Genomic DNA, 19,134 nt, shown 5'->3' on the forward strand with positions numbered 1-19,134 from the left:
CGGTTGGAAAAATTTTTCTCCCTTCTTCGTAGGATAGTTCGCTGCGATTTGTAAGCCGTGTAATGGATTCAAATTTCCCTGCTCAACCCATTTGTCAATCACGTTGGCTAGCGGCGCAACCCAAGGATGCGGAGCCCAACGTGAAAAAATAAATCGTTGAGAAAAGGAAAGGGAAGCCCCATGCAAGCATTTGCGATGAATAACCGGTCGACATCGAACGCGGAGCCGAATCCGTTCGTTGAGTCCAACCCATGGCAACGCTTCGGCTGCGGTCCGAGCGTTACGCCTGACGCTACGTTGATCCATCGCGCAATTGAACTGCAAGCGGCTGGCCGGCCTGACGCAATCGCGGCCGAATATCAGGGCCAGTCCATCACTTACGGCGAGTTGAACCGCCAGGCCAATCGACTCGCCACGACATTGCTCAAGCAGGGTGTGGGCCCGGGCGATCATGTGGCGCTGTTTGTCGAGCGTTCGATCCCGATGCTGGTGGGCATGCTGGCCGTGCTGAAAACCGGGGCGGCCTACATTCCTCAACACGTCGGCATCACCCCCGCTACGCAGCTCAGTCATATCATGGCGGTTGCCCAGGTTCGGGTCGTACTGACACTGTCCGGACTGGCGCGGGCGATTCCTCTGACCACGGATCAACAGTGCATCCACCTGGATGAATTCATTCAACTGCCGAGCGTCGCCAGCGACGACTTGAATCGGTGTGGCACGACGTCCTCGCCGGATTCACTGTGCTTTGTCCTGTTCACCTCGGGCACAACCGGACTGCCCAATGGCGTTCGCGTGACGCAGCGTAATGTGTGCAATATTTTGCTGACCGAGCCCGGCAATCTTGGTATGCGACCGGGCCTGAAGGTCGGCCAGATCCTGAACATCGCTTTTGATATGGCGGCCTGGGAAGTACTGTGCTGTCTGGCCAACGGAGCAACGCTGTTGATCCGTGGCAAGGACATCGCGCAAACCGCCGAGCGCTGTGACGTGCTGATTGCGACGCCGTCGATTCTCGCTACGCTCGATCCTGCCCGTTGCCGTCAGGTAAAAGTGGTCGCTCTGGCTGGCGAGCCCTGCCCACAACCGCTGGCGGATCGTTGGGCGGCGTTTTGCACTTTTTATAATGCCTGTGGGCCGACCGAGACCACCATCGTCAATACCATGCAGCACTATCGCGGCGCGGGTGCATTGACGATCGGCAAGCCAACGCCCAACAACACCGTTTATGTACTCGACGACGCTGGACAGCTTTGCGCTCCGGGCGAGCAAGGCGAGATGTGGGCGGGCGGTGACTGCGTAACTGCCGGTTATCTGGGAAATCCGCAACTGACCCACGAACGCTATCGGCCCGATCCGTTTCTGGGGCAGGGACGTTTGATGTTCCGTACCCGGGATCTGGGACGCTGGACGGCGAACGGTGAGCTGGAACACCTGGGGCGTGTCGATGATCAGGTCAAGGTCAGGGGGTTTCGGGTGGAGCTTGATTCGGTGTCAGCGGCACTGGAGTCTGCGCCGGACTGTGAGCGCGCGGTCACCCTCAAGCTCGACAGTCGCCATCTGGTGGCCTTCGTCTATCCCGCCATCACAGACGTTGAAGTGGCGCGAAAACGTTGCGAAGAGCGCCTGGCTTATTATTGCGTGCCCTCGCTGATTCTCGCTGTGGATGCTATTCCGCTGACATCCCGAGGCAAGGTCGACAAGCGTTTGTTGCTCCAGTGGGCCGTGGCGCATCAGGCACAACACGCTCGCGCCGAGCAGCAGGTGCAGGCATGAGCCGCGTGGATTCGACGATCGTGTTACCGCCGCGGCGCGCATTGTGGCGGCGTTTGGGAACGCTGCCGATGTTCTCGCATTACAACCGTCTGGTGTTGCTGGTGTTCGCCGTCAACATTGCCGCCCTGGTTTACGGTTTGAACATCGGCCAGTGGTGGTCGACTTCAGGCGTAGCGTTGCAAACCCTGTCCGGGTTGGTCGTCGCGAATTTGTCGATGGCGATACTGATTCGGCAGCAGTACGTCATCAATGGCTTGTTCTGGCTGGCGACCCGGGCGCCGACGTCCTGGCCCCTGGCGATTCGCCGATCGTTGGCCAAGGTCTACCATTTCGGTGGTCTGCACAGCGGTGGCGCGATGGCAGCCATTGTTTGGTTTGCGCTGTTGTTCGGCTCGATGATCTGGCTGAAGTTTGAAGGTCCGAGCGGCGTTTCGTTGACCCTGATCGGGCTGAGCGGCGGCCTGCTCGTGCTGCTTTTACTGGTGGCGATCATGGCGTTGCCGATCATTCGCGCGCGTTTTCATAATGCTTTCGAGCGCACCCACCGCTTCGCCGGTTGGGCCGCGCTCGCGATGTTCTGGGCGATGACACTGGTGTTTGTCAGGGAGCAACATCCCACGGCGGCGCTGACGGATGTCCTCTTGCGATCTGCCTCGTTCTGGATGCTGTTGCTGGTGACATTCAGCATTACCTTGCCGTGGCTGCGGTTGCGCCAAGTCCCTGTCAGTGTGGTGCCACTTTCCTCCCACGCGGTGATAGCCCGGTTCGATCACCACACACCGTTTGCTGGTTCAGCCACTGCGATCAGTCGCAACCCACTGTGGGAATGGCATTCGTTCGCCAATATTCCTGCGCCGGGGGAGGACGGTTTCCGACTGATCATTTCCCGGGCGGGGGACTGGACGGGCGATTTCATCGAGCAGGCGCCGACCCACGTCTGGGTCAAAGGCATTACCACCGCTGGGGTGGCCCACATTGAAACGTTGTTCAAAGCAGTGGTGTATATCGCCACCGGCAGCGGGATTGGCCCGGTGTTGCCGCACTTGTTGGCCCAACAAATACCCATACGCCTGATCTGGTCGACCCGAAGTCCCAGAGCCACGTATGGCGACGCACTGGTGGACGAAATTCTCGCGGCGCAGCCCGATGCGTTGATCTGGGACACCGATGTGTCAGGCAAACCCGACCTGGTGAAGCTGGCGTATTGCGCGGTGCAGTCGTTCGGCGCGGAGGCGGTGATTTGCATATCCAATCAGACATTGACGGAACGCGTGGTCGAGGAAATGGAAGCCAGGGGTATCCCTGCTTACGGGGCTATTTGGGATTCCTGACACCGCATCGATAGTTTTCTTACTGTTACTTAATCCAAGGAAGGCAATGAACATGAACGTATTGATCGAAAGACTCGGACGCGTTGTGCTGATCCGGCTCAATCGCCCGCGAGCCCGCAATGCCCTGAGTCACCAAATGATGAGTGAACTGCTCGATTGCCTGCGAGGCCTGGACAATGATCCGGGTGTCGGTTGTTTCGTTATTACCGGTACGAATGAGTACTTTGCTGCCGGCGCTGATATCAAGGAAATGTACGCAAAGACCTGCCTGGAAATGATTGAGCAGGACTACTTCGCCGGTTGGGATGCCTTCGCCGGGTTCAAAACTCCGAAAGTAGCTGCAGTGGCGGGGTATGCCTATGGCGGTGGCTGTGAGTTGGCCATGATGTGCGATGTGCTGATCGCCGCCGAGTCAGCGCGATTTGCGTTGCCTGAGATCACGCTCGGCGTCATGCCGGGCATGGGCGGAACCCAGCGTCTGACACGCGCTATCGGCCGGGCAAAAGCCATGGACATGATCCTGACCGGACGCTCGATCAGTGCTCGGGAGGCCGAGCAGGCGGGATTGGTGTCGCGCGTGACAGCCGCCGATGACTTGCTTGAACAGGCGCTGGCGGTTGCGCAGCAGATTGCCGGGTTTCCACGAACGGCCCTATTGGCCGCGCGTGAAGCGGTGGATCGCGCTCAGGAAGTCGGGTTGCGCGAAGGCATCCTGTTCGAGCGTCGAGTGTTTCACGGCTTGTTCGCCACACCGGGGCAAAAAGAAGGCATGCAGGCATTTTTGGAGAAGCGCACGCCACGTTTTGAGCAGATTTAACGTGCTCAACGCATCAGCAGACGCAGTGATCTGAAAGAAACTACAGTTCAAAGGGAATAATCCTACGAGGCGTGCGTCTCATAGCACCTTTCCCTATGGCCGATGGCCCTGGAGTCTTTCATGGTTGATCGCAGCTCACTCAACGCGGCACCACCCGGCGGGCCGCAGCGCGCGCCATTGAGTGCCGCGAGCCTGGTATTGCGTCTTGGCGCCATTGCCGTGGTAGTCGCTGCCGTGGCCGGGGCTTTTGCCTACGTTCATGGCACCTTTGACCCACAACGTCTGACGCCCAAAGCGCTGGTCGATGTGTTGGAGAAGAACAACGGCGTGCATCCCGGGTTTCGCCGTAATCACGCCAAAGGCGTATGCGTGATCGGGCATTTTGAGAGCAGTGGCGAGGCGCGAGTGTTCTCCACCGCGCAGGTGTTCAACGATCCACGCACGCCAGTGGTCGGGCGTTTCGCGCTGCCGGCGGGCAATCCTTATGCACCGGACAGCAGCGTGCCGATCCGCAGCCTGGCGCTGCGATTCACTCAGGCCAATGGTCAGCAATGGCGCACCGGGATGAACAGCATGCCGGTGTTCCCGGTCGGCACGCCTGAGGCGTTCTATCAGTTGCAACAGGCGCAGTCGCCGGATCCGGCCACCGGCAAACCGGATCCGACCAAGGTGCCCGCGTTTTTTGCAGCGCACCCGGAAGCCGTGCCATTTCTGACCTGGGTGAAGACCGCCAAGCCATCCGCCAGTTACGCCACTGAAACGTATAACAGCGTCAACGCGTTCTATCTGGTGGATGCCAGTGGCAAAAAACAGGCCGTGCGCTGGAGCATGAAACCCTTGGCGCAGGACGCTGCGGGTGCCACTGCGCCTGAGGGGGGCGATTTTCTGGAGAAAGACCTGGTGCAACGATTGGCCTCCGCACCGTTGCGTTTTCAGTTGAACATTACCTTGGCCAATGCCGATGACCCGGTGAACGACGCCAGCAAAACCTGGCCCGAGGGGCGCAAGGTGCTGAACGCCGGCACCTTGGTGCTGGAGCGAACTCAACCGCAACTGAGCGGCGAGTGCCGCGACATCAACTACGATCCGCTGGTGCTGCCGGCCGGGATTCAAGGTTCCGACGATCCGTTGCTGGCGGCTCGCTCCGCCGGTTACGCCGATTCCTACCTGCGACGCACCAGCGAAGTCAGCCAGTTGCCCGCCGCCAAACAGGAGGCTCGTCCATGAGCGCTCAACCGACTCATTTCGCGCTGCTGGCGCGGCTGCTGCATTGGCTGATGGCGCTGATGATCATCGCCATGCTGTTTATTGGCGCCGGCATGGTCACTTCGGTTTCCGAGCGGCATGAATGGCTGATCCATCTGCACAAGCCATTGGGTATTGCGATTCTGGCGCTGGTGATCGTGCGCCTTCTGGTGCGGTTTTCCACTCGGCAACCGCCGCTGCCCGCCGATTTGCCGAACTGGCAAGTGATGGCGGCCAAGGCTTCGCATGTATTGCTGTATGCGCTGATGCTGGTGCTGCCGTTGCTCGGGTGGGCGATGATCAGTGCGTCGGGCGAACCGGTGATGCTCAGCAGTTCGCTGCTGTTACCGTCAATTGTGCCGGCCGATGCGCAGTTGTTTGCGTTGCTGCGCAAGGCCCATGGGTATCTGGCGTATCTGTTGTTCCTGACGGTGCTGCTGCACCTGGCGGCGGCGCTGTTCCATGGCTGGGTGCGCCGCGACGAGGTGCTCGACAGCATGTTGCGCGGGCGTGATCGCCGTTAGCCTGCCTGAGCGGCGCATTGCGAAGATGCGCCGCTTCTCAGCGTCAGGTACCAGTACGCCAACGCCAGGGCATTGATGCCCGCGCCGAGCCAGCACACGCCGATCCATCCGGCCCACGCATACATGGCGGTAGAGCCGATCGAACCCAGTGCGCTGCCGATCGAATAGAACAACATGTAACCCGCGGTGAGGCGGCTTTGTGCTTCCGGGCGCACGCTGTAGATCATGCTTTGGCTGGTGACGTGCACGGCTTGCAAGCCCAGATCCAGGGTGATTACGCCGAGTAGTAACGCCCAAAGCGAGGATTGGGTGAGGGCGATCGGCAGCCACGAGCCGAGCATCAACAACAGCGATAACCCACTGACCCACTGGCCGAGACCTCGATCAGCCAAATGCCCGGCGCGGGCGGCGGCCAGCGCGCCTGCGGCACCGGCAAGTCCGAACAATCCGATTTCGGTGTGGGAAAGCGACAGCGGCGGGGCGGCTAGCGGCAGCACCATCGGCGTCCACAGCACCATGGCGCTGGCGAAAGTCAGCAGGGCGAGCATTGCGCGCTGGCGCAGTACCGGCTCTTCTCTGAACAGACTGAATACCGAGATGATCAAGGCGCTATAGGTTGTCGTCGGTTGTGGGTTTTCATCTTTGGGCAGCACACGAAACAGCAGCAAAGCCATCAACAACGTCAGCCCCGCCGACAGCAGATAAATTGCCCGCCATCCAGCCAGATCGGCCATGGCGCCTGCGACCGTGCGCGCCAGCAAGATGCCGACCACGATGCCGCTGGTGACCACGCCAACCACGCGCCCGCGCTGTGCCGGGATCGCCAGCGTCGCTGCATAGGCCACTAACACTTGCGTCACCACGGCGAGCAGACCGGTCAAGGTCATGCCGATCAATAGCCACAGGCTGCTGGGTGCCAGCGCGATCATCAGCAACGCCGCGGCCGATAGCAGCGTCTGCGCGACGATCAATCGTCGTCGGTTGAGCAAATCGCCAAGTGGCACGAGCAATACCAGGCCGACGCCGTAACCGACCTGAGTCAGGGTAATCACGATGCCTATGGTTGCCGGCGACATGGCAAACGCTTCGGCCATCGCGTCGAGCAGCGGTTGCGCGTAATACACATTGCCCACGGCCAGACCACAGGCAACGGCAAAGAGCAGTATCACGCTGTTGGTGAGTGAATGAGGTTTCATACCCGGCTTCCTTTTAGGTTTCAGATTAAAACCAGAATCACAGTAGATAATCTGGTTTTGTTTTGCAACCTGATCGAGCAAGGCTGTGCATTACACAAAACAAAAGATCGCAGACAAGCTGCGATCTTTTGCGGATTACCGAGAGCGGGGGATCAACGCAGGGTGTCGACCATGTCGGCCATGGTGGTCAGCACGTCTTTGCCCAATTGCTTGGAGCGCTTGCCCGACCAGCCGGTGTGTTGATCGGGATGATCGTCGTGATCCTTGAACGGCATTTCCAGCGTCAGCGACAGGCAATCGTACTTCTGGCCGACGCTGTTGCACGCCAGGGTCATGTTGGCCTGGCCCGGTTCGTCGCGGGTGTAGCCGTACTTGGTCTGGAAGTCTTTGGTGGTGTGCTTCAAGTGGTTGCGGAAATGTTCTTCGAGCTTCTCGATCCGTGGTGTGTAGCCAGGATTGCCTTCACAACCGGCGGTGAAGACGTGGGGGATTTCCTCGTCCCCGTGTACGTCGAGAAACAGATCGACACCGTATTTTTCCATTTGCTGCTGCACGAAAAGCACTTCAGGGCTGACCTCCTGAGTGGCGTTCTGCCAGGCGCGGTTCAAGTCCTGGCCCATGGCATTGGTGCGCAGGTGACCATGGAACGCGCCGTCCGGGTTCATGTTCGGTACCAGGTAAAGATCGGCGCTGGCGAGCAATGTGTTCATGACCGGATCATCGTGTCTTTCCAGGCGCTCGATCACGCCTTCCATGAACCATTCGGCCATGTGTTCACCCGGGTGTTGCTGGGCGATGATCCAGATTTTGCGCTGGCCTTCGGCGCCTGTGCCTTTGCGCAGCAATTGGATGTCGCGGCCTTCGACGCTTTTGCCGGTGGCCAGCAGTTCGGTGCCGGCTTTGGTCAGGGCCTGCTCGATCAGCCAGTCGTGACGGCCACGGCTGTAGGGTTCGAAGTAGGCGAACCAGGCGTGGGTCTGGGTGGCTTCAAGGGAGAAACGCAGGCAGTCGCCTTCGAAAATGGTCGGTACGCGGAACCAGTTCACGTGGTCGTAGGACGCCACGGCTTGATAGCCGGTCCAGGCTTTGTTGTAAGAAGACTGGCTGACGTTGTTCAGGCGAAACCAATGCTCCTGGCCAACATGCAAGCCGCTGGCCTTGAAGTGAAACCACTGGAAATGCGCGCTGCGGGTGTCCGGGCGGATGGCCAGAACCGGGTTGAGCGGATTACTGATATCGATGACTTGGATATTGCCGCTGTCGAAGTTGGCGCTGATGTCGAACGAAGATTTGGCCACGGTCATAATCGGTTCCTGAATATGATTTTTATGGCCGTTACTTTACACACAAGACAGGCGTGAAACCGAGGGGAATTGTAGGGTGGAGGCGGGGGCGTCCTCCATGACGCGGATGCAGCTTAGAGTGTATGCGATTGATTCTCAAGTGCTATCTGCCGTTAGTTTTCCCCAATGCAGCCGGGCTTGTCTTGCCAATCGATATTCTTTTGATATTATCCGCGCCATCGATTTTGCAGCATCTACAGACTTCATTAGCCTGAAGCTATAAGCCCAAAAAATGGGCAAAAAAAGACCCGGCAAAAAGCCGGGTCAAAAACCGTGATTAGCCTGATGAGGAGATAGTCCAGAAGACCGACCTAAGGTCTCTGGTCCATCGACTGATCTCGCGACCAGCTGCTTGCAATAATAATCATTATCATTTGCAAGTCAAATGTTTTCATCTGCGCGATTGGAAAATTCTTTCCTCTCGCGCCCTCAGGTTTCCTCGCCATCGAGCGAGTGGTCGACCATCGCCCGCGCCATATCCACCATATGCACCACCGAAAATGCCAGGTCCCGGCTCGCGCCCTGCAGGTTTTCTGCTGCCTTGAACGCGGTGGCTGCCGCGCATCGCAGTAGATCCGAGGCGTGCACCAGCGCTTCCTCGCCGCTGAGATGGCGCCTCACATCGAAGAAGCGCTCATCGACTTCGGGCTCTGACACAGCTGGTTTCAAGTAATAGTCCAGTGCTCGCTGTGCCGCGGCATTGCCTTGTGGCGAGGTGAACGTGGTGTCCATTTGCAGATCGGGCAAGTCTTTGCTGCTGATATTCATGATGACGGCCACTCCTTGTTCGATAGAAAATCCGTGCTTTCAGAATAGTACGAAGTGTAGTTGTCACTAAAAATTAAATACTACAATTTGTGTTTTGTCGTGCGGGAGACCTACGCGTAAGGTGCCGGACATGGATAAATGGATTGAGTTGGTCAAGGCCAAGATGAGTGAACTCAAAATCACTCAAACAGTGCTCGGAGAGCGCGTCGGTATGTCCCAGGGAGGGATCGGTCATTGGCTGAACAAACGTAGGGAACCGGGCATCACTGAAATGAATCGCGTGCTGCATGCGCTGGGCATGGAATATCTGGAAGTGGTGGTACTGATCCGCGAGCAGCAGGAGACGCCGGAGGATGAGATGCCGCTGGCGCAGAAGTACAACCCGTACTTCCGTTATCCGGTCAGCGATTGGCGCACGCCGTGCGAGGTGCGCGAAAGCGGGCAACCCACCTATTTGTCGACAACAGAAAATCCACGCTTCGAACTGACGGATTACCACGCCCGAGGTGCTGCGTTCTGGCTGACGGTGACGGGGGATTCGATGACCGCACCCAGTGGCATAAGCATCGCTGAAGGCATGCTGATTCTGGTGGATCCAGAGGTGGAGGCGGTGCCCGGCAAGCTGGTGATCGCCCAGTGGCCGGGAAGCGACGAAGCGATTTTTCGCAAACTCGACGAAGAGGGCGGCCAGCGCTACCTGGTGCCGCTCAATCCGACCTGGCCGAAAGCCCTGTTTACCGATGAGTGTCGAATTATCGGCGTAGTGGTTCAGGCAACGGCGCGTTTTTAGTCAGATCGATCCTCGCCAGGCGTAGGATCGATCTTCATTTCACACAGATTCCAGCTCAACCAAAGCGCTGCCTTCGCCAACCATTTCGCCTTCCTGGCAATACAGCGCCTTGATCACGCCGGCGTGTGGTGCGCGGATGCTGTGTTCCATTTTCATGGCTTCCAGCACCACCAGTTGCGCCCCGGCCTCAACCGATTGACCTGCTTCAACCAGAACCCGCACGATGCTGCCGTTCATTGGCGCAGTCAGCCCGCCTTGATGGCTGTGGCTGGCTTCGACAGCGCTGATCGGGTCGTACGATTCGATGCGCCGCAACTCGCCTTCCCACTGCAGATACAGCGAATCGCCCTGACGGATAGCGCGCAAGTCACGACGTACCCCGTCATGCTCGATAATCAGTGCTTCACCCGACAGTTTGGCGTTGCTACCTGCACCCAACGTCAACGCGCGATCCTGGCCCTCGCAACTCAAGTGCAGGGTGATTTCCGGCGGCAGACCCGCACGCAAACCGCTATTGCGAGCCCATGGCGAACTCGGGTCATCAGCCCGCGCAATACTCGGCAGGCTCTGTGCAAACGCCTGCGCCGCCACATTCCAGAACGCGTCACTCAACTCGCCCGGAACCGGCAACAGTTGCTCCTGATAACGCGGAATAAAACCGGTATCCAGTTCTGCCGCCGCGAACGCGGGGTGAGCGATGATCCGCCGGAGAAAATTGATATTGGTTTTCAACCCGCCAATCGCAAACTCATCGAGCATGCTCAGCAGTCGCAGACGCGCCTGCTCACGATCTTCACCCCAGGCAATCAGCTTGCCGAGCATCGGGTCGTAGAACGGCGAAATCTCGTCACCTTCTGCGACGCCGCTATCCACCCGCCGTCCTGCGCCTTCAGCTGATTCGCGATACAGCGCCAGACGTCCGGCGGCCGGCAGGAAGTCATTCGACGGATCTTCGGCGTATAACCGAACTTCAATGGCATGGCCATTGAGCGGCACTTGCTCCTGAGTGATCGGCAACGCTTCACCACGCGCAACGCGAATCTGCCACGCCACCAGATCCAGGCCGGTAATGGCCTCGGTCACAGGATGCTCAACCTGCAGCCGAGTGTTCATCTCCATAAAGAAGAATTCGCCGCGAGCATCGAGCAGAAATTCCACGGTGCCTGCGCCAACGTAGCCGATCGCCTGCGCCGAACGCACAGCCGCTTCACCCATCTCGCGGCGCAGCTGCGCGGTCAGCCCCGGTGCCGGCGCCTCTTCGACAACTTTCTGGTGGCGGCGCTGGATCGAGCAATCACGCTCATTGAGGTATAAGCAGTTGCCGTGCTGATCGGCAAATACCTGGATTTCCACATGGCGTGGCTTGAGCAGGTATTTCTCCACCAGCATCCGCGAGTCGCCGAACGATGATTGTGCTTCACGTTGAGCGGAGGCGAGGGCTTCGGCCAGTTGGCTGACGTCCTCGACGACTTTCATGCCTTTGCCGCCACCACCGGCAGTGGCTTTGAGCAGCACCGGATAACCGATGCGTTCACAGGCGTCGCGGAAGGTGTCGAGGTCTTGCGCTTCGCCGTGATAACCCGGCACCAGCGGCACGCCAGCTGTTTCCATCAGCGCTTTGGCGGCGGATTTGCTGCCCATCGCGTCGATGGCGGAGGCGGGCGGGCCGAGGAAGATCAAACCCGCGGCTTCGATGGCGCGGGCGAATCCGGCGTTCTCGGAAAGAAAGCCATAACCCGGATGAATCGCCTGTGCGCCGCTGGCCTTGGCCGCTGCGATCAGTTTGTCGATTTGCAGATAACTGTCGGCCGCTTTGCTGCCGCCCAGATCAACGCGGATATCGGCTTCACGGCTGTGTCGCGCATCACGGTCGGTCGCGCTGTGCACCGCGACGGTGGTCAGGCCCAGGGCCTTGGCGGTGCGCATGACCCGGCAAGCGATTTCGCCACGATTGGCCACCAGCAGGGTGGTGAGAACAGGTGCGCTCATCAACGCGGCTCCTTAAGGGTGGTTGCGGCTTGCCAGTTCGGCGGACGTTTTTGCAAAAAGGCGCGCAAGCCTTCCTGACCTTCAGGGCTGACGCGGATGCGGGCGATGGCGTTTTCGGTGTAGCGGCGCAGGGCTGGTGTCAGCGCGCCGTTGCCGACCTCACGCAACAGATCCTTGCTGGCGCGCATGGCGGCCGGGCTGTTGAGCAGCAGGTTGTCGATCCATTGCTCGACCTGATGTTCAAGCTCTGCGTTAGGATAGCTCTCGGACAACAAGCCGATTTCCCGTGCACGCTGGCCGCCAAAACGCTCGGCGGTCAGGGCATAGCGGCGTGCTGCGCGCTCGCCGATGGCCTGCACCACAAACGGGCTGATCACCGCAGGGGCCAGGCCGATACGCACTTCCGACAGGCAGAACTGCGCCTCATCGGCACCAATCGCCATGTCGCAGCAACTGATCAGACCCAACGCGCCGCCGAATGCTGCGCCTTGCACCACGGCCAGGGTGGGAATCTTCAGTTTGGCCAGGTTGTACATCAACTCCGCCAGTTCCCGGGCGTCGTCGAGGTTGGTGTGATAATCGAGTTCGGCCGATTGCTGCATCCACGCCAGATCGGCGCCGGCGCTGAAATGCTTGCCGCGCCCGCGCACCAGCAGAAAACGCAGGCTGGCGTCGCTGGCCACCTTGTCGAGGGCGAGGATCAGTTCGCGGATCATTTCGGCGTTGAAGGCGTTGTTCTTCTCGGCACGGTTGAGCCACACAGTCGCAAAACCCCGTGGGTCGCTGTGCAGTTCGAGGGTGTTGAAATCGCTCATGAGATTCTCCCGATCACATCCGGAACACGCCGAAGCGGCTCGGTTCGATAGGCGCGTTCAACGACGCGGACAAGGCCAGGGCCAACACATCGCGGGTCTGCGCCGGGTCGATGACGCCGTCGTCCCACAATCGTGCGCTTGAATAGTAGGGGTGACCCTGTTCTTCGTACTGGTCGAGAATCGGCTGCTTGATCTCGGCTTCCTGCTCCGCGCTGAACACCTGGCCGCTGCGTTCAGCCTGTTCGCGCTTGACCTGTACCAGCACGCCCGCCGCTTGTTCGGCGCCCATCACGCCAATGCGCGCGTTCGGCCACATCCACAGGAAACGCGGATCGTAGGCGCGACCGCACATGCCATAGTTACCGGCGCCAAAGCTGCCACCGATGATCACGGTAAATTTCGGCACCTTGGCGCACGCCACAGCGGTCACCAGTTTTGCACCGTGCTTGGCGATGCCGCCGGCCTCGTATTTCTGGCCGACCATGAAGCCGGTGATGTTTTGCAGAAACAGCAGTGGAATGCCGCGTTGGCAGGCCAGTTCGATGAAGTGCGCGCCTTTCTGCGCGGCTTCGGCGAAGAGGATGCCGTTGTTGGCGAGGATGGCGATCGGGTAGCCGTGCAGATGGGCGAAACCGCACACCAGCGTAGTGCCGAACAGTGCTTTGAATTCATCGAACACCGAGCCATCGACCAGCCGCGCAATCACTTCACGGACATCGAACGGCTGCTTGGCGTCGGCCGAGACCACACCGTACAACTCGTCGCTGCTGTACAGCGGAGCGATCGGTGTGCGCTGCTGCACTTCGCCAAGCTTGCGCCAGTTAAGGTTGGCGACGCTGCGGCGGGCAAGGGCGAGGGCGTGCTCGTCGCTTTCGGCGTAATGGTCGGCCACCCCGGAAACTTTGCAATGCACATCGGCGCCGCCCAGATCCTCGGCGCTGACCACTTCCCCGGTCGCGGCTTTCACCAGCGGCGGGCCGGCAAGGAAAATCGTTGCCTGGTTGCGCACCATGATCGCTTCGTCGGCCATCGCCGGCACGTAAGCGCCACCGGCGGTGCACGAGCCCATGACCACGGCGATCTGTGGAATGCCCATCGCGCTCATGTTGGCTTGATTAAAGAAGATCCGCCCGAAGTGTTCGCGATCCGGGAACACTTCGTCCTGACGCGGCAGATTGGCACCGCCCGAATCCACCAGATAAATGCACGGCAAGCGGTTTTGCTGGGCGATGGTCTGCGCGCGCAGGTGTTTTTTCACGGTCAATGGATAGTACGAACCCCCTTTCACCGTCGCATCGTTGGCGACGATCATGCATTCGACGCCTTCAACCCGGCCGATACCGGCGATCACGCCTGCGGCCGGAACGTCTTCGCCATAGACAGCGTGGGCGGCCAACTGGCTGATTTCCAGAAATGGCGAGCCCGGATCGAGCAGGCGGTTGATGCGTTCACGCGGCAGCAGCTTGCCTCGCGAGGTGTGGCGTTCTTGTGCTTTCGCGCCGCCACCTTGCGCGATTTGCGCGAGCAGGGTGTGCAGGGCGTCGACCTGTTTGAGCATCGCGGCGCTGTTGGCGGCGAATTCCGCTGAACGAGGATTGAGCTGAGTGTGCAGAATCATGGGCTACTCCGTAGCAGCTTCAAGTTTCAAGCTACGAGGTGCAAGTCGAGGCGAGAGCGCATGTCTCTTGCCGCTTGACGCTCGCAGCTTGCCGCTGACGAAATTCATTTCGTTTCGTTGAACAGTTCGCGACCGATCAGCATGCGACGGATCTCACTGGTGCCGGCGCCGATTTCGTACAGCTTGGCGTCGCGCAGCAGACGACCGGCGGGGAATTCGTTGATGTAGCCGTTACCGCCGAGAATCTGGATCGCGTCGAGGGCCATCTGGGTGGCACGTTCGGCGGTGTAAAGGATTACGCCGGCAGCGTCCTTGCGTGTGGTTTCACCGCGCTCGCAGGCCTGGGCCACCGCGTAGAGGTAGGCGCGGCTGGCGTTGAGTTGGGTGTACATGTCCGCGACTTTGCCCTGGATCAGCTGGAATTCGCCGATGCTCTGGCCGAACTGTTTGCGGTCGTGGATGTACGGGACGATCAGATCCATGCACGACTGCATGATCCCGGTCGGCCCGCCCGACAGCACGACGCGTTCGTAATCGAGGCCGCTCATCAGCACTTTCACGCCGCCGTTGAGCACGCCAAGGATGTTTTCTTCCGGCACTTCGACGTCATCGAAGAACAGCTCGCAGGTGTTGGAACCGCGCATGCCGAGCTTGTCGAACTTGTTGCTGCGGCTGAAGCCTTTCCAGTCGCGCTCGACGATGAATGCAGTGATGCCGTGGGCGCCTTTTTCCAGATCGGTCTTGGCGTAGATCACGTAGGTGTTGGCGTCGGGGCCGTTGGTGATCCAGGTTTTGCTGCCGTTGAGGACGTAGCGGTCGCCACGTTTGTCGGCGCGCAGTTTCATTGAAACCACGTCAGAACCGGCGTTCGGTTCGCTCATCGCCAGCGCGCCGACGTGCTCGCCGCTGATCAGCTTCGGCAGGTATTTGATTTTCTGTTCGTGGTTGCCGTTACGGTTGATCTGGTTGACGCAGAGATTTGAGTGCGCGCCATAGGACAACGCCACCGAGGCCGAGCCGCGGCTTATTTCTTCCATCGCCACTACGTGCGCCAGATACCCCAGGCCCGCGCCGCCGTACTCTTCCGGCACGGTGATGCCGAGCAGGCCCATGTCACCAAATTTGCCCCACATATCGGCGGGGAACAGGTTGTCGCTGTCGATTTGCGCCGCGCGTGGGGCGATCTCTTTAGCGACGAAGGACTGAACCTGATCGCGCAGCATGTCGATGGTTTCACCGAGGGCGAAGTTCAGGGATGGGTAGCTCATGGGTCACCTTTTGGCTTTTTTGTAGGGTGGGGAGGGCGGCGGTTCAGCTCTCACCTTGACGTAAACGTAAGCCTGTGATGAGTGACTGTCAATCACACTTTACGTTAACGTCAACTTAGGCGAGAGTAGAGACAGTTCAAGATAGAAAACGGACTGTCCCATGTAGGAGCGAGCTTGCTCGCGAAGGCGCCAGACCAGTCGACACGGATGTCGAATCAGATGGCCTCTTCACGAGCAAGCTCGCTCCCACAAGGATTCAATCCGGCAAACCCGCTAATAAAGACAATAGGGGTCGTCATGGATCAACCCAGTGCAAATCCGCAGCGCAGTTACACCCGAGGTTCCCAGGACAAAGCCTTGCTGGCGATGACCATCGGGCAGAAGTTCGACCAGACCGTCGCGCAATTCCCGGACGGCGAGGCGTTGGTGGTGCGCCATCAGCAGCTGCGCTACTCCTGGCGACAGCTCGCTGAGGCAGTGGATCTGCATGCCAGGGCTTTGCTGGCGTTGGGATTGCAGGCGGGCGATCGACTCGGCATCTGGGCCCCGAATGGCGCGCAGTGGTGCATCACCCAATTCGCCACCGCGAAGATCGGGGTGATCCTGGTCAACATCAACCCGGCCTACCGCACCTCCGAACTCGAATATGTGCTCAAGCAGTCGGGCTGCAACTGGCTGGTCTGTGCCGGAGCATTCAAGACCTCCAACTATCACGGCATGTTGCAGGGATTGGTGCCGGAACTGGCGGAGCAATCCATCGGCCAATTGCGCAGCGAGCGTCTGCCGGACCTGCGTGGCGTGATCAGCCTCGACGCACAACCGCCGTCGGGTTTCCTGCCGTGGTCGCAACTGGCCGACATGGCCGCCAGCATCGCCCCGCAACAACTGCATGAACGCAGCGACAGCCTGCACTTCGATCAACCGGTGAACATCCAGTACACCTCCGGCACCACCGGTTTCCCCAAAGGCGCCACCCTCAGTCACTACAACATTCTCAATAACGGTTACATGGTCGGCGAAAGCATCGGTCTGACGCCGCTTGATCGACTGGTTATCCCGGTACCGTTGTATCACTGCTTCGGCATGGTCATGGGCAACCTCGGTTGTATCACCCACGGCAGCACGATGATTTACCCCAGCGATGCGTTCGATCCGTTGCTGACTCTGCAAACCGTCGCCGAAGAAAAAGCCACAGGGCTCTACGGCGTGCCGACCATGTTCATCGCCATGCTCGACCAGCCACAACGCGGCGCATTCGATCTGTCGAGCCTGCGCACCGGCATCATGGCCGGCGCCACTTGCCCGATCGAAGTCATGCGCCGGGTCATCAGCGAGATGCACATGAGCGAAGTGCAGATCGCCTATGGCATGACCGAAACCAGTCCGGTGTCGCTGCAGACCGGACCGAACGACGAACTGGAATTGCGCGTGACCACTGTCGGCCGCACCCAGCCACAGCTGGAAAGCAAGATCATCGACGAGGCCGGCAACCTGGTGCCGCGTGGCACCATCGGCGAACTCTGTACCCGTGGTTACAGTGTGATGCTTGGCTACTGGAGCAATCCGCAGGCCACCGCCGAGGCTATCGATGAGGCCGGCTGGATGCGTACCGGCGATCTGGCAAGCATGAATGACGATGGCTACGTGAACATCGCCGGACGTAACAAGGACATGATCATTCGCGGTGGCGAGAATGTTTATCCGCGTGAGCTGGAGGAGTTCTTCTTCACCCATCCGGCCGTGGCGGATGTGCAGGTGATCGGCATTCCGTGTTCGCGGTACGGTGAGGAAATTGTCGCCTGGATCAAATTCCATCCCGGCCACAACGCCTCGGAACTGGAGCTGCAAACCTGGTGCAAGGAGCGCATCGCGCACTTCAAGACACCACGGCATTTCAAGTTTGTCGAAGAGTTTCCGATGACGGTGACCGGCAAGATCCAGAAGTTCAAAATGCGGGAAATAAGCATCGAGGAACTGAAAACAGTCGTGCGGTAGGCACAATCCTTGTGGGAGCGAGCTTGCTCGCGAAGGCGTCAGGTCAGTAAACATCTCTGTTGATGACACACCGCATTCGCGAGCAAGCTCGCTCCCACAGTGGTTTCGGAAGAATTCAGGAATCACAGAAAGCACAAAGGGGAGCCGAGGCTCCCCTTTAATTTTGTCGTCGCGTGCTCTTTTTTTATTATTGAGGGTCGGTCTATTGTTGTTTTTGGCAACCGTGGCCCTTTACCGCTGTTTTTGGCGACCCCCATCCGGGGTCAAGAGCAAACGTATTTTTTTGAGCGCTGATCTGCTTTCTCGTTAAACGATCCAACCGATTCGGGAGCTACCTGAAGGTAGTTTTATTATTCTCTGCCCGGTTGCGGGTCACTCCTGAGAGCACCCTGAAAAACACACCTTCTCCAAAAAAATCTGTTAGCTGCGTCTCTGCCGTGTTGTTTTTGTTATGTCAGAGTCGTTACGTCTTATTTTTATTGGTTTGCCGCTTTTTATTCTTGTTATGCCATAGAGATAGCAGGACGCGTGCCAACTTTAAAAAGTCCTTATAAATCAATAGGTTGATATTTTTTCAGGTTTTATCGTCCGGTCAAAGCCAGACAATTTGTTTCCGTGTTACTCGCTCGTGCCCACTTTGCGGATGCCGCGGTAACACCCTTGACCTCACTGTGCGTTACGCGCCTTGGCCACGCGCGAGCCGCTTGGGCGACCGAGCACCGCGCTGATTTGCTGACCCGCGGCAATCAAGGCGTCCAGGTCGATTCCGGTGTCGATCCCCAGGCCGTTGAGCAGGTAAACAACGTCTTCGGTGGCGACGTTACCGCTCGCACCTTTGGCGTACGGGCAACCGCCGAGGCCGGCGATAGAGCTGTCGAACACCGCGATGCCTTCGAGCAGGCTGGCGTAGATGTTGGCCATGGCCTGGCCATAGGTGTCGTGAAAATGCCCGGCGAGCTTTTCTCTTGGCACCTGCGCCGAAACCACTTCAAACAGGCGACGAGTCGCGCCTGCGGTGCCGGTGCCGATGGTGTCGCCGAGCGACACTTCATAACAGCCCATTGCGTATAACTCGCGCGCAACCATGGCCACTTGCTCCGGCGCGACGGTTCCCTCGTAAGGGCAGCCGAGCACACAGGAAACGTAACCGCGCACGGTAACGCCATGCTGTTTCGCCGCGTCCATGATCGGCGCAAACCGCGCCAGGCTTTCATTGATCGAACAGTTGATGTTGCGCTGCGAGAACGCTTCGGATGCGGCGGCGAACACCGCGACCTCCTTGACCCCGGCCGCGACCGCGTCTTCAAAGCCACGCAGGTTCGGCGCCAGTGCACCGTAGGTCACGCCGGGTTTGCGCTGGATCTGCGCGAACACCTCGGCGGACCCGGCCATCTGCGGCACCCATTTCGGTGAGACGAAACTGCCGACTTCTATATAGCCAAGACCTGCGGCGCTCAAGGCGTCGACCAGTTGCACCTTGTCAGCCACGCTGATGGGTTGGGCTTCGTTCTGCAGGCCATCGCGCGGGCCGACTTCGATCAGGCGTACTTGGGAGGGGAGGGACATGGCGTTGACCTGCTTGAATTTTGATTCATTGAGAGTCCTGGGGGAGCGGGCTTGCCCGCGATGGCGTCGGGTCAGTCAACATGAATGCTGGAT

At 59.3% G+C, this 19,134-nt stretch carries 15 protein-coding genes; 7 read left to right on the forward strand and 8 right to left on the reverse strand.

Features of this window, described 5'->3' with window-relative positions:
- Window positions 1-195: 195 nt before the first annotated feature.
- The 5 genes from AB4P91_RS15640 (at window position 196) to AB4P91_RS15660 (ending at window position 5,693) form a co-directional block, all read left to right on the forward strand.
- On the forward strand, window positions 196-1,776 hold the full coding sequence (locus AB4P91_RS15640) for an amino acid adenylation domain-containing protein (RefSeq protein ID WP_395604967.1): 1,581 nt from the start codon (window positions 196-198) through the stop codon (window positions 1,774-1,776).
- A complete protein-coding gene (locus AB4P91_RS15645) occupies window positions 1,773-3,107 on the forward strand; it encodes a hypothetical protein (RefSeq protein WP_395603145.1) in 1,335 nt (444 codons plus the stop codon). Before AB4P91_RS15640 ends, AB4P91_RS15645 begins: the two co-directional genes overlap by 4 nt.
- A 52-nt stretch (window positions 3,108-3,159) precedes the next feature.
- Window positions 3,160-3,924: an enoyl-CoA hydratase-related protein gene (locus AB4P91_RS15650; protein WP_395603146.1), complete on the forward strand. Its 765-nt coding sequence runs from the start codon at window positions 3,160-3,162 to the stop codon at window positions 3,922-3,924.
- Between the two features lie 120 nt (window positions 3,925-4,044).
- On the forward strand, window positions 4,045-5,151 hold the full coding sequence (locus tag AB4P91_RS15655) for a catalase family peroxidase (protein ID WP_150592342.1): 1,107 nt from the start codon (window positions 4,045-4,047) through the stop codon (window positions 5,149-5,151).
- The gene (locus AB4P91_RS15660) at window positions 5,148-5,693 is read left to right on the forward strand and encodes a cytochrome b (RefSeq protein WP_047301987.1); all 546 of its coding nucleotides are present in this window, start codon (window positions 5,148-5,150) and stop codon (window positions 5,691-5,693) included. The genes AB4P91_RS15655 and AB4P91_RS15660 overlap by 4 nt, the downstream gene beginning before the upstream one ends.
- On the opposite strand, the gene AB4P91_RS15665 is transcribed toward AB4P91_RS15660, so the two are convergent.
- The 3 genes from AB4P91_RS15665 to AB4P91_RS15675 form a co-directional block, all read right to left on the reverse strand.
- Window positions 5,690-6,889 (reverse strand): MFS transporter, encoded by a 1,200-nt coding sequence (locus AB4P91_RS15665; protein WP_395603147.1) that lies wholly within the window; start codon window positions 6,887-6,889, stop codon window positions 5,690-5,692. The two genes, AB4P91_RS15660 and AB4P91_RS15665, sit on opposite strands and share 4 nt — an antisense overlap.
- A 152-nt stretch (window positions 6,890-7,041) precedes the next feature.
- A complete protein-coding gene (locus AB4P91_RS15670; RefSeq protein ID WP_395603148.1) occupies window positions 7,042-8,193 on the reverse strand; it encodes a M14-type cytosolic carboxypeptidase in 1,152 nt (383 codons plus the stop codon).
- Between the two features lie 468 nt (window positions 8,194-8,661).
- Entirely contained in the window at window positions 8,662-9,000 is a 339-nt protein-coding gene (locus tag AB4P91_RS15675) for a DUF6124 family protein (RefSeq protein ID WP_042559920.1), read from the reverse strand.
- Between the two features lie 130 nt (window positions 9,001-9,130).
- On the opposite strand from AB4P91_RS15675, the gene AB4P91_RS15680 reads away from it, so the two are divergent.
- Window positions 9,131-9,790, forward strand: a complete 660-nt coding sequence (locus AB4P91_RS15680) for a S24 family peptidase (RefSeq protein WP_150592337.1) — start codon at window positions 9,131-9,133, stop codon at window positions 9,788-9,790.
- 39 nt (window positions 9,791-9,829) lie between these two features.
- Here the strand turns inward: AB4P91_RS15680 and AB4P91_RS15685 are convergent, their stop codons facing one another.
- The 4 genes from AB4P91_RS15685 to AB4P91_RS15700 all read right to left on the reverse strand — a co-directional run bounded on the left by AB4P91_RS15685 (window position 9,830) and on the right by AB4P91_RS15700 (window position 15,480).
- Entirely contained in the window at window positions 9,830-11,779 is a 1,950-nt protein-coding gene (locus AB4P91_RS15685; RefSeq protein ID WP_395603149.1) for an acetyl/propionyl/methylcrotonyl-CoA carboxylase subunit alpha, read from the reverse strand.
- A complete protein-coding gene (locus tag AB4P91_RS15690) occupies window positions 11,779-12,594 on the reverse strand; it encodes a gamma-carboxygeranoyl-CoA hydratase (protein ID WP_395603150.1) in 816 nt (271 codons plus the stop codon). Before AB4P91_RS15690 ends, AB4P91_RS15685 begins: the two co-directional genes overlap by 1 nt.
- Window positions 12,595-12,607: 13 nt before the next feature.
- A complete protein-coding gene (locus AB4P91_RS15695) occupies window positions 12,608-14,212 on the reverse strand; it encodes a carboxyl transferase domain-containing protein (protein ID WP_395603151.1) in 1,605 nt (534 codons plus the stop codon).
- Between the two features lie 104 nt (window positions 14,213-14,316).
- Window positions 14,317-15,480 carry an isovaleryl-CoA dehydrogenase gene (locus tag AB4P91_RS15700; RefSeq protein ID WP_150688777.1) on the reverse strand — a complete coding sequence of 388 codons (1,164 nt, stop codon included), beginning with the start codon at window positions 15,478-15,480 and terminating at the stop codon, window positions 14,317-14,319.
- A gap of 297 nt (window positions 15,481-15,777) precedes the next feature.
- Here AB4P91_RS15700 and AB4P91_RS15705 point away from each other — a divergent pair, with 297 nt between their 5' ends.
- Window positions 15,778-17,475, forward strand: a complete 1,698-nt coding sequence (locus tag AB4P91_RS15705; protein WP_395603152.1) for an AMP-binding protein — start codon at window positions 15,778-15,780, stop codon at window positions 17,473-17,475.
- A 666-nt stretch (window positions 17,476-18,141) separates the two neighbouring features.
- On the opposite strand, the gene AB4P91_RS15710 is transcribed toward AB4P91_RS15705, so the two are convergent.
- Window positions 18,142-19,041 carry a hydroxymethylglutaryl-CoA lyase gene (locus tag AB4P91_RS15710; RefSeq protein WP_395603153.1) on the reverse strand — a complete coding sequence of 300 codons (900 nt, stop codon included), beginning with the start codon at window positions 19,039-19,041 and terminating at the stop codon, window positions 18,142-18,144.
- Window positions 19,042-19,134: the final 93 nt, after the last annotated feature.

The sequence above is a fragment of the Pseudomonas sp. B21128 genome, assembly GCF_044218865.1.
In the GTDB taxonomy this organism is placed as follows: domain Bacteria; phylum Pseudomonadota; class Gammaproteobacteria; order Pseudomonadales; family Pseudomonadaceae; genus Aquipseudomonas; species Aquipseudomonas iridis.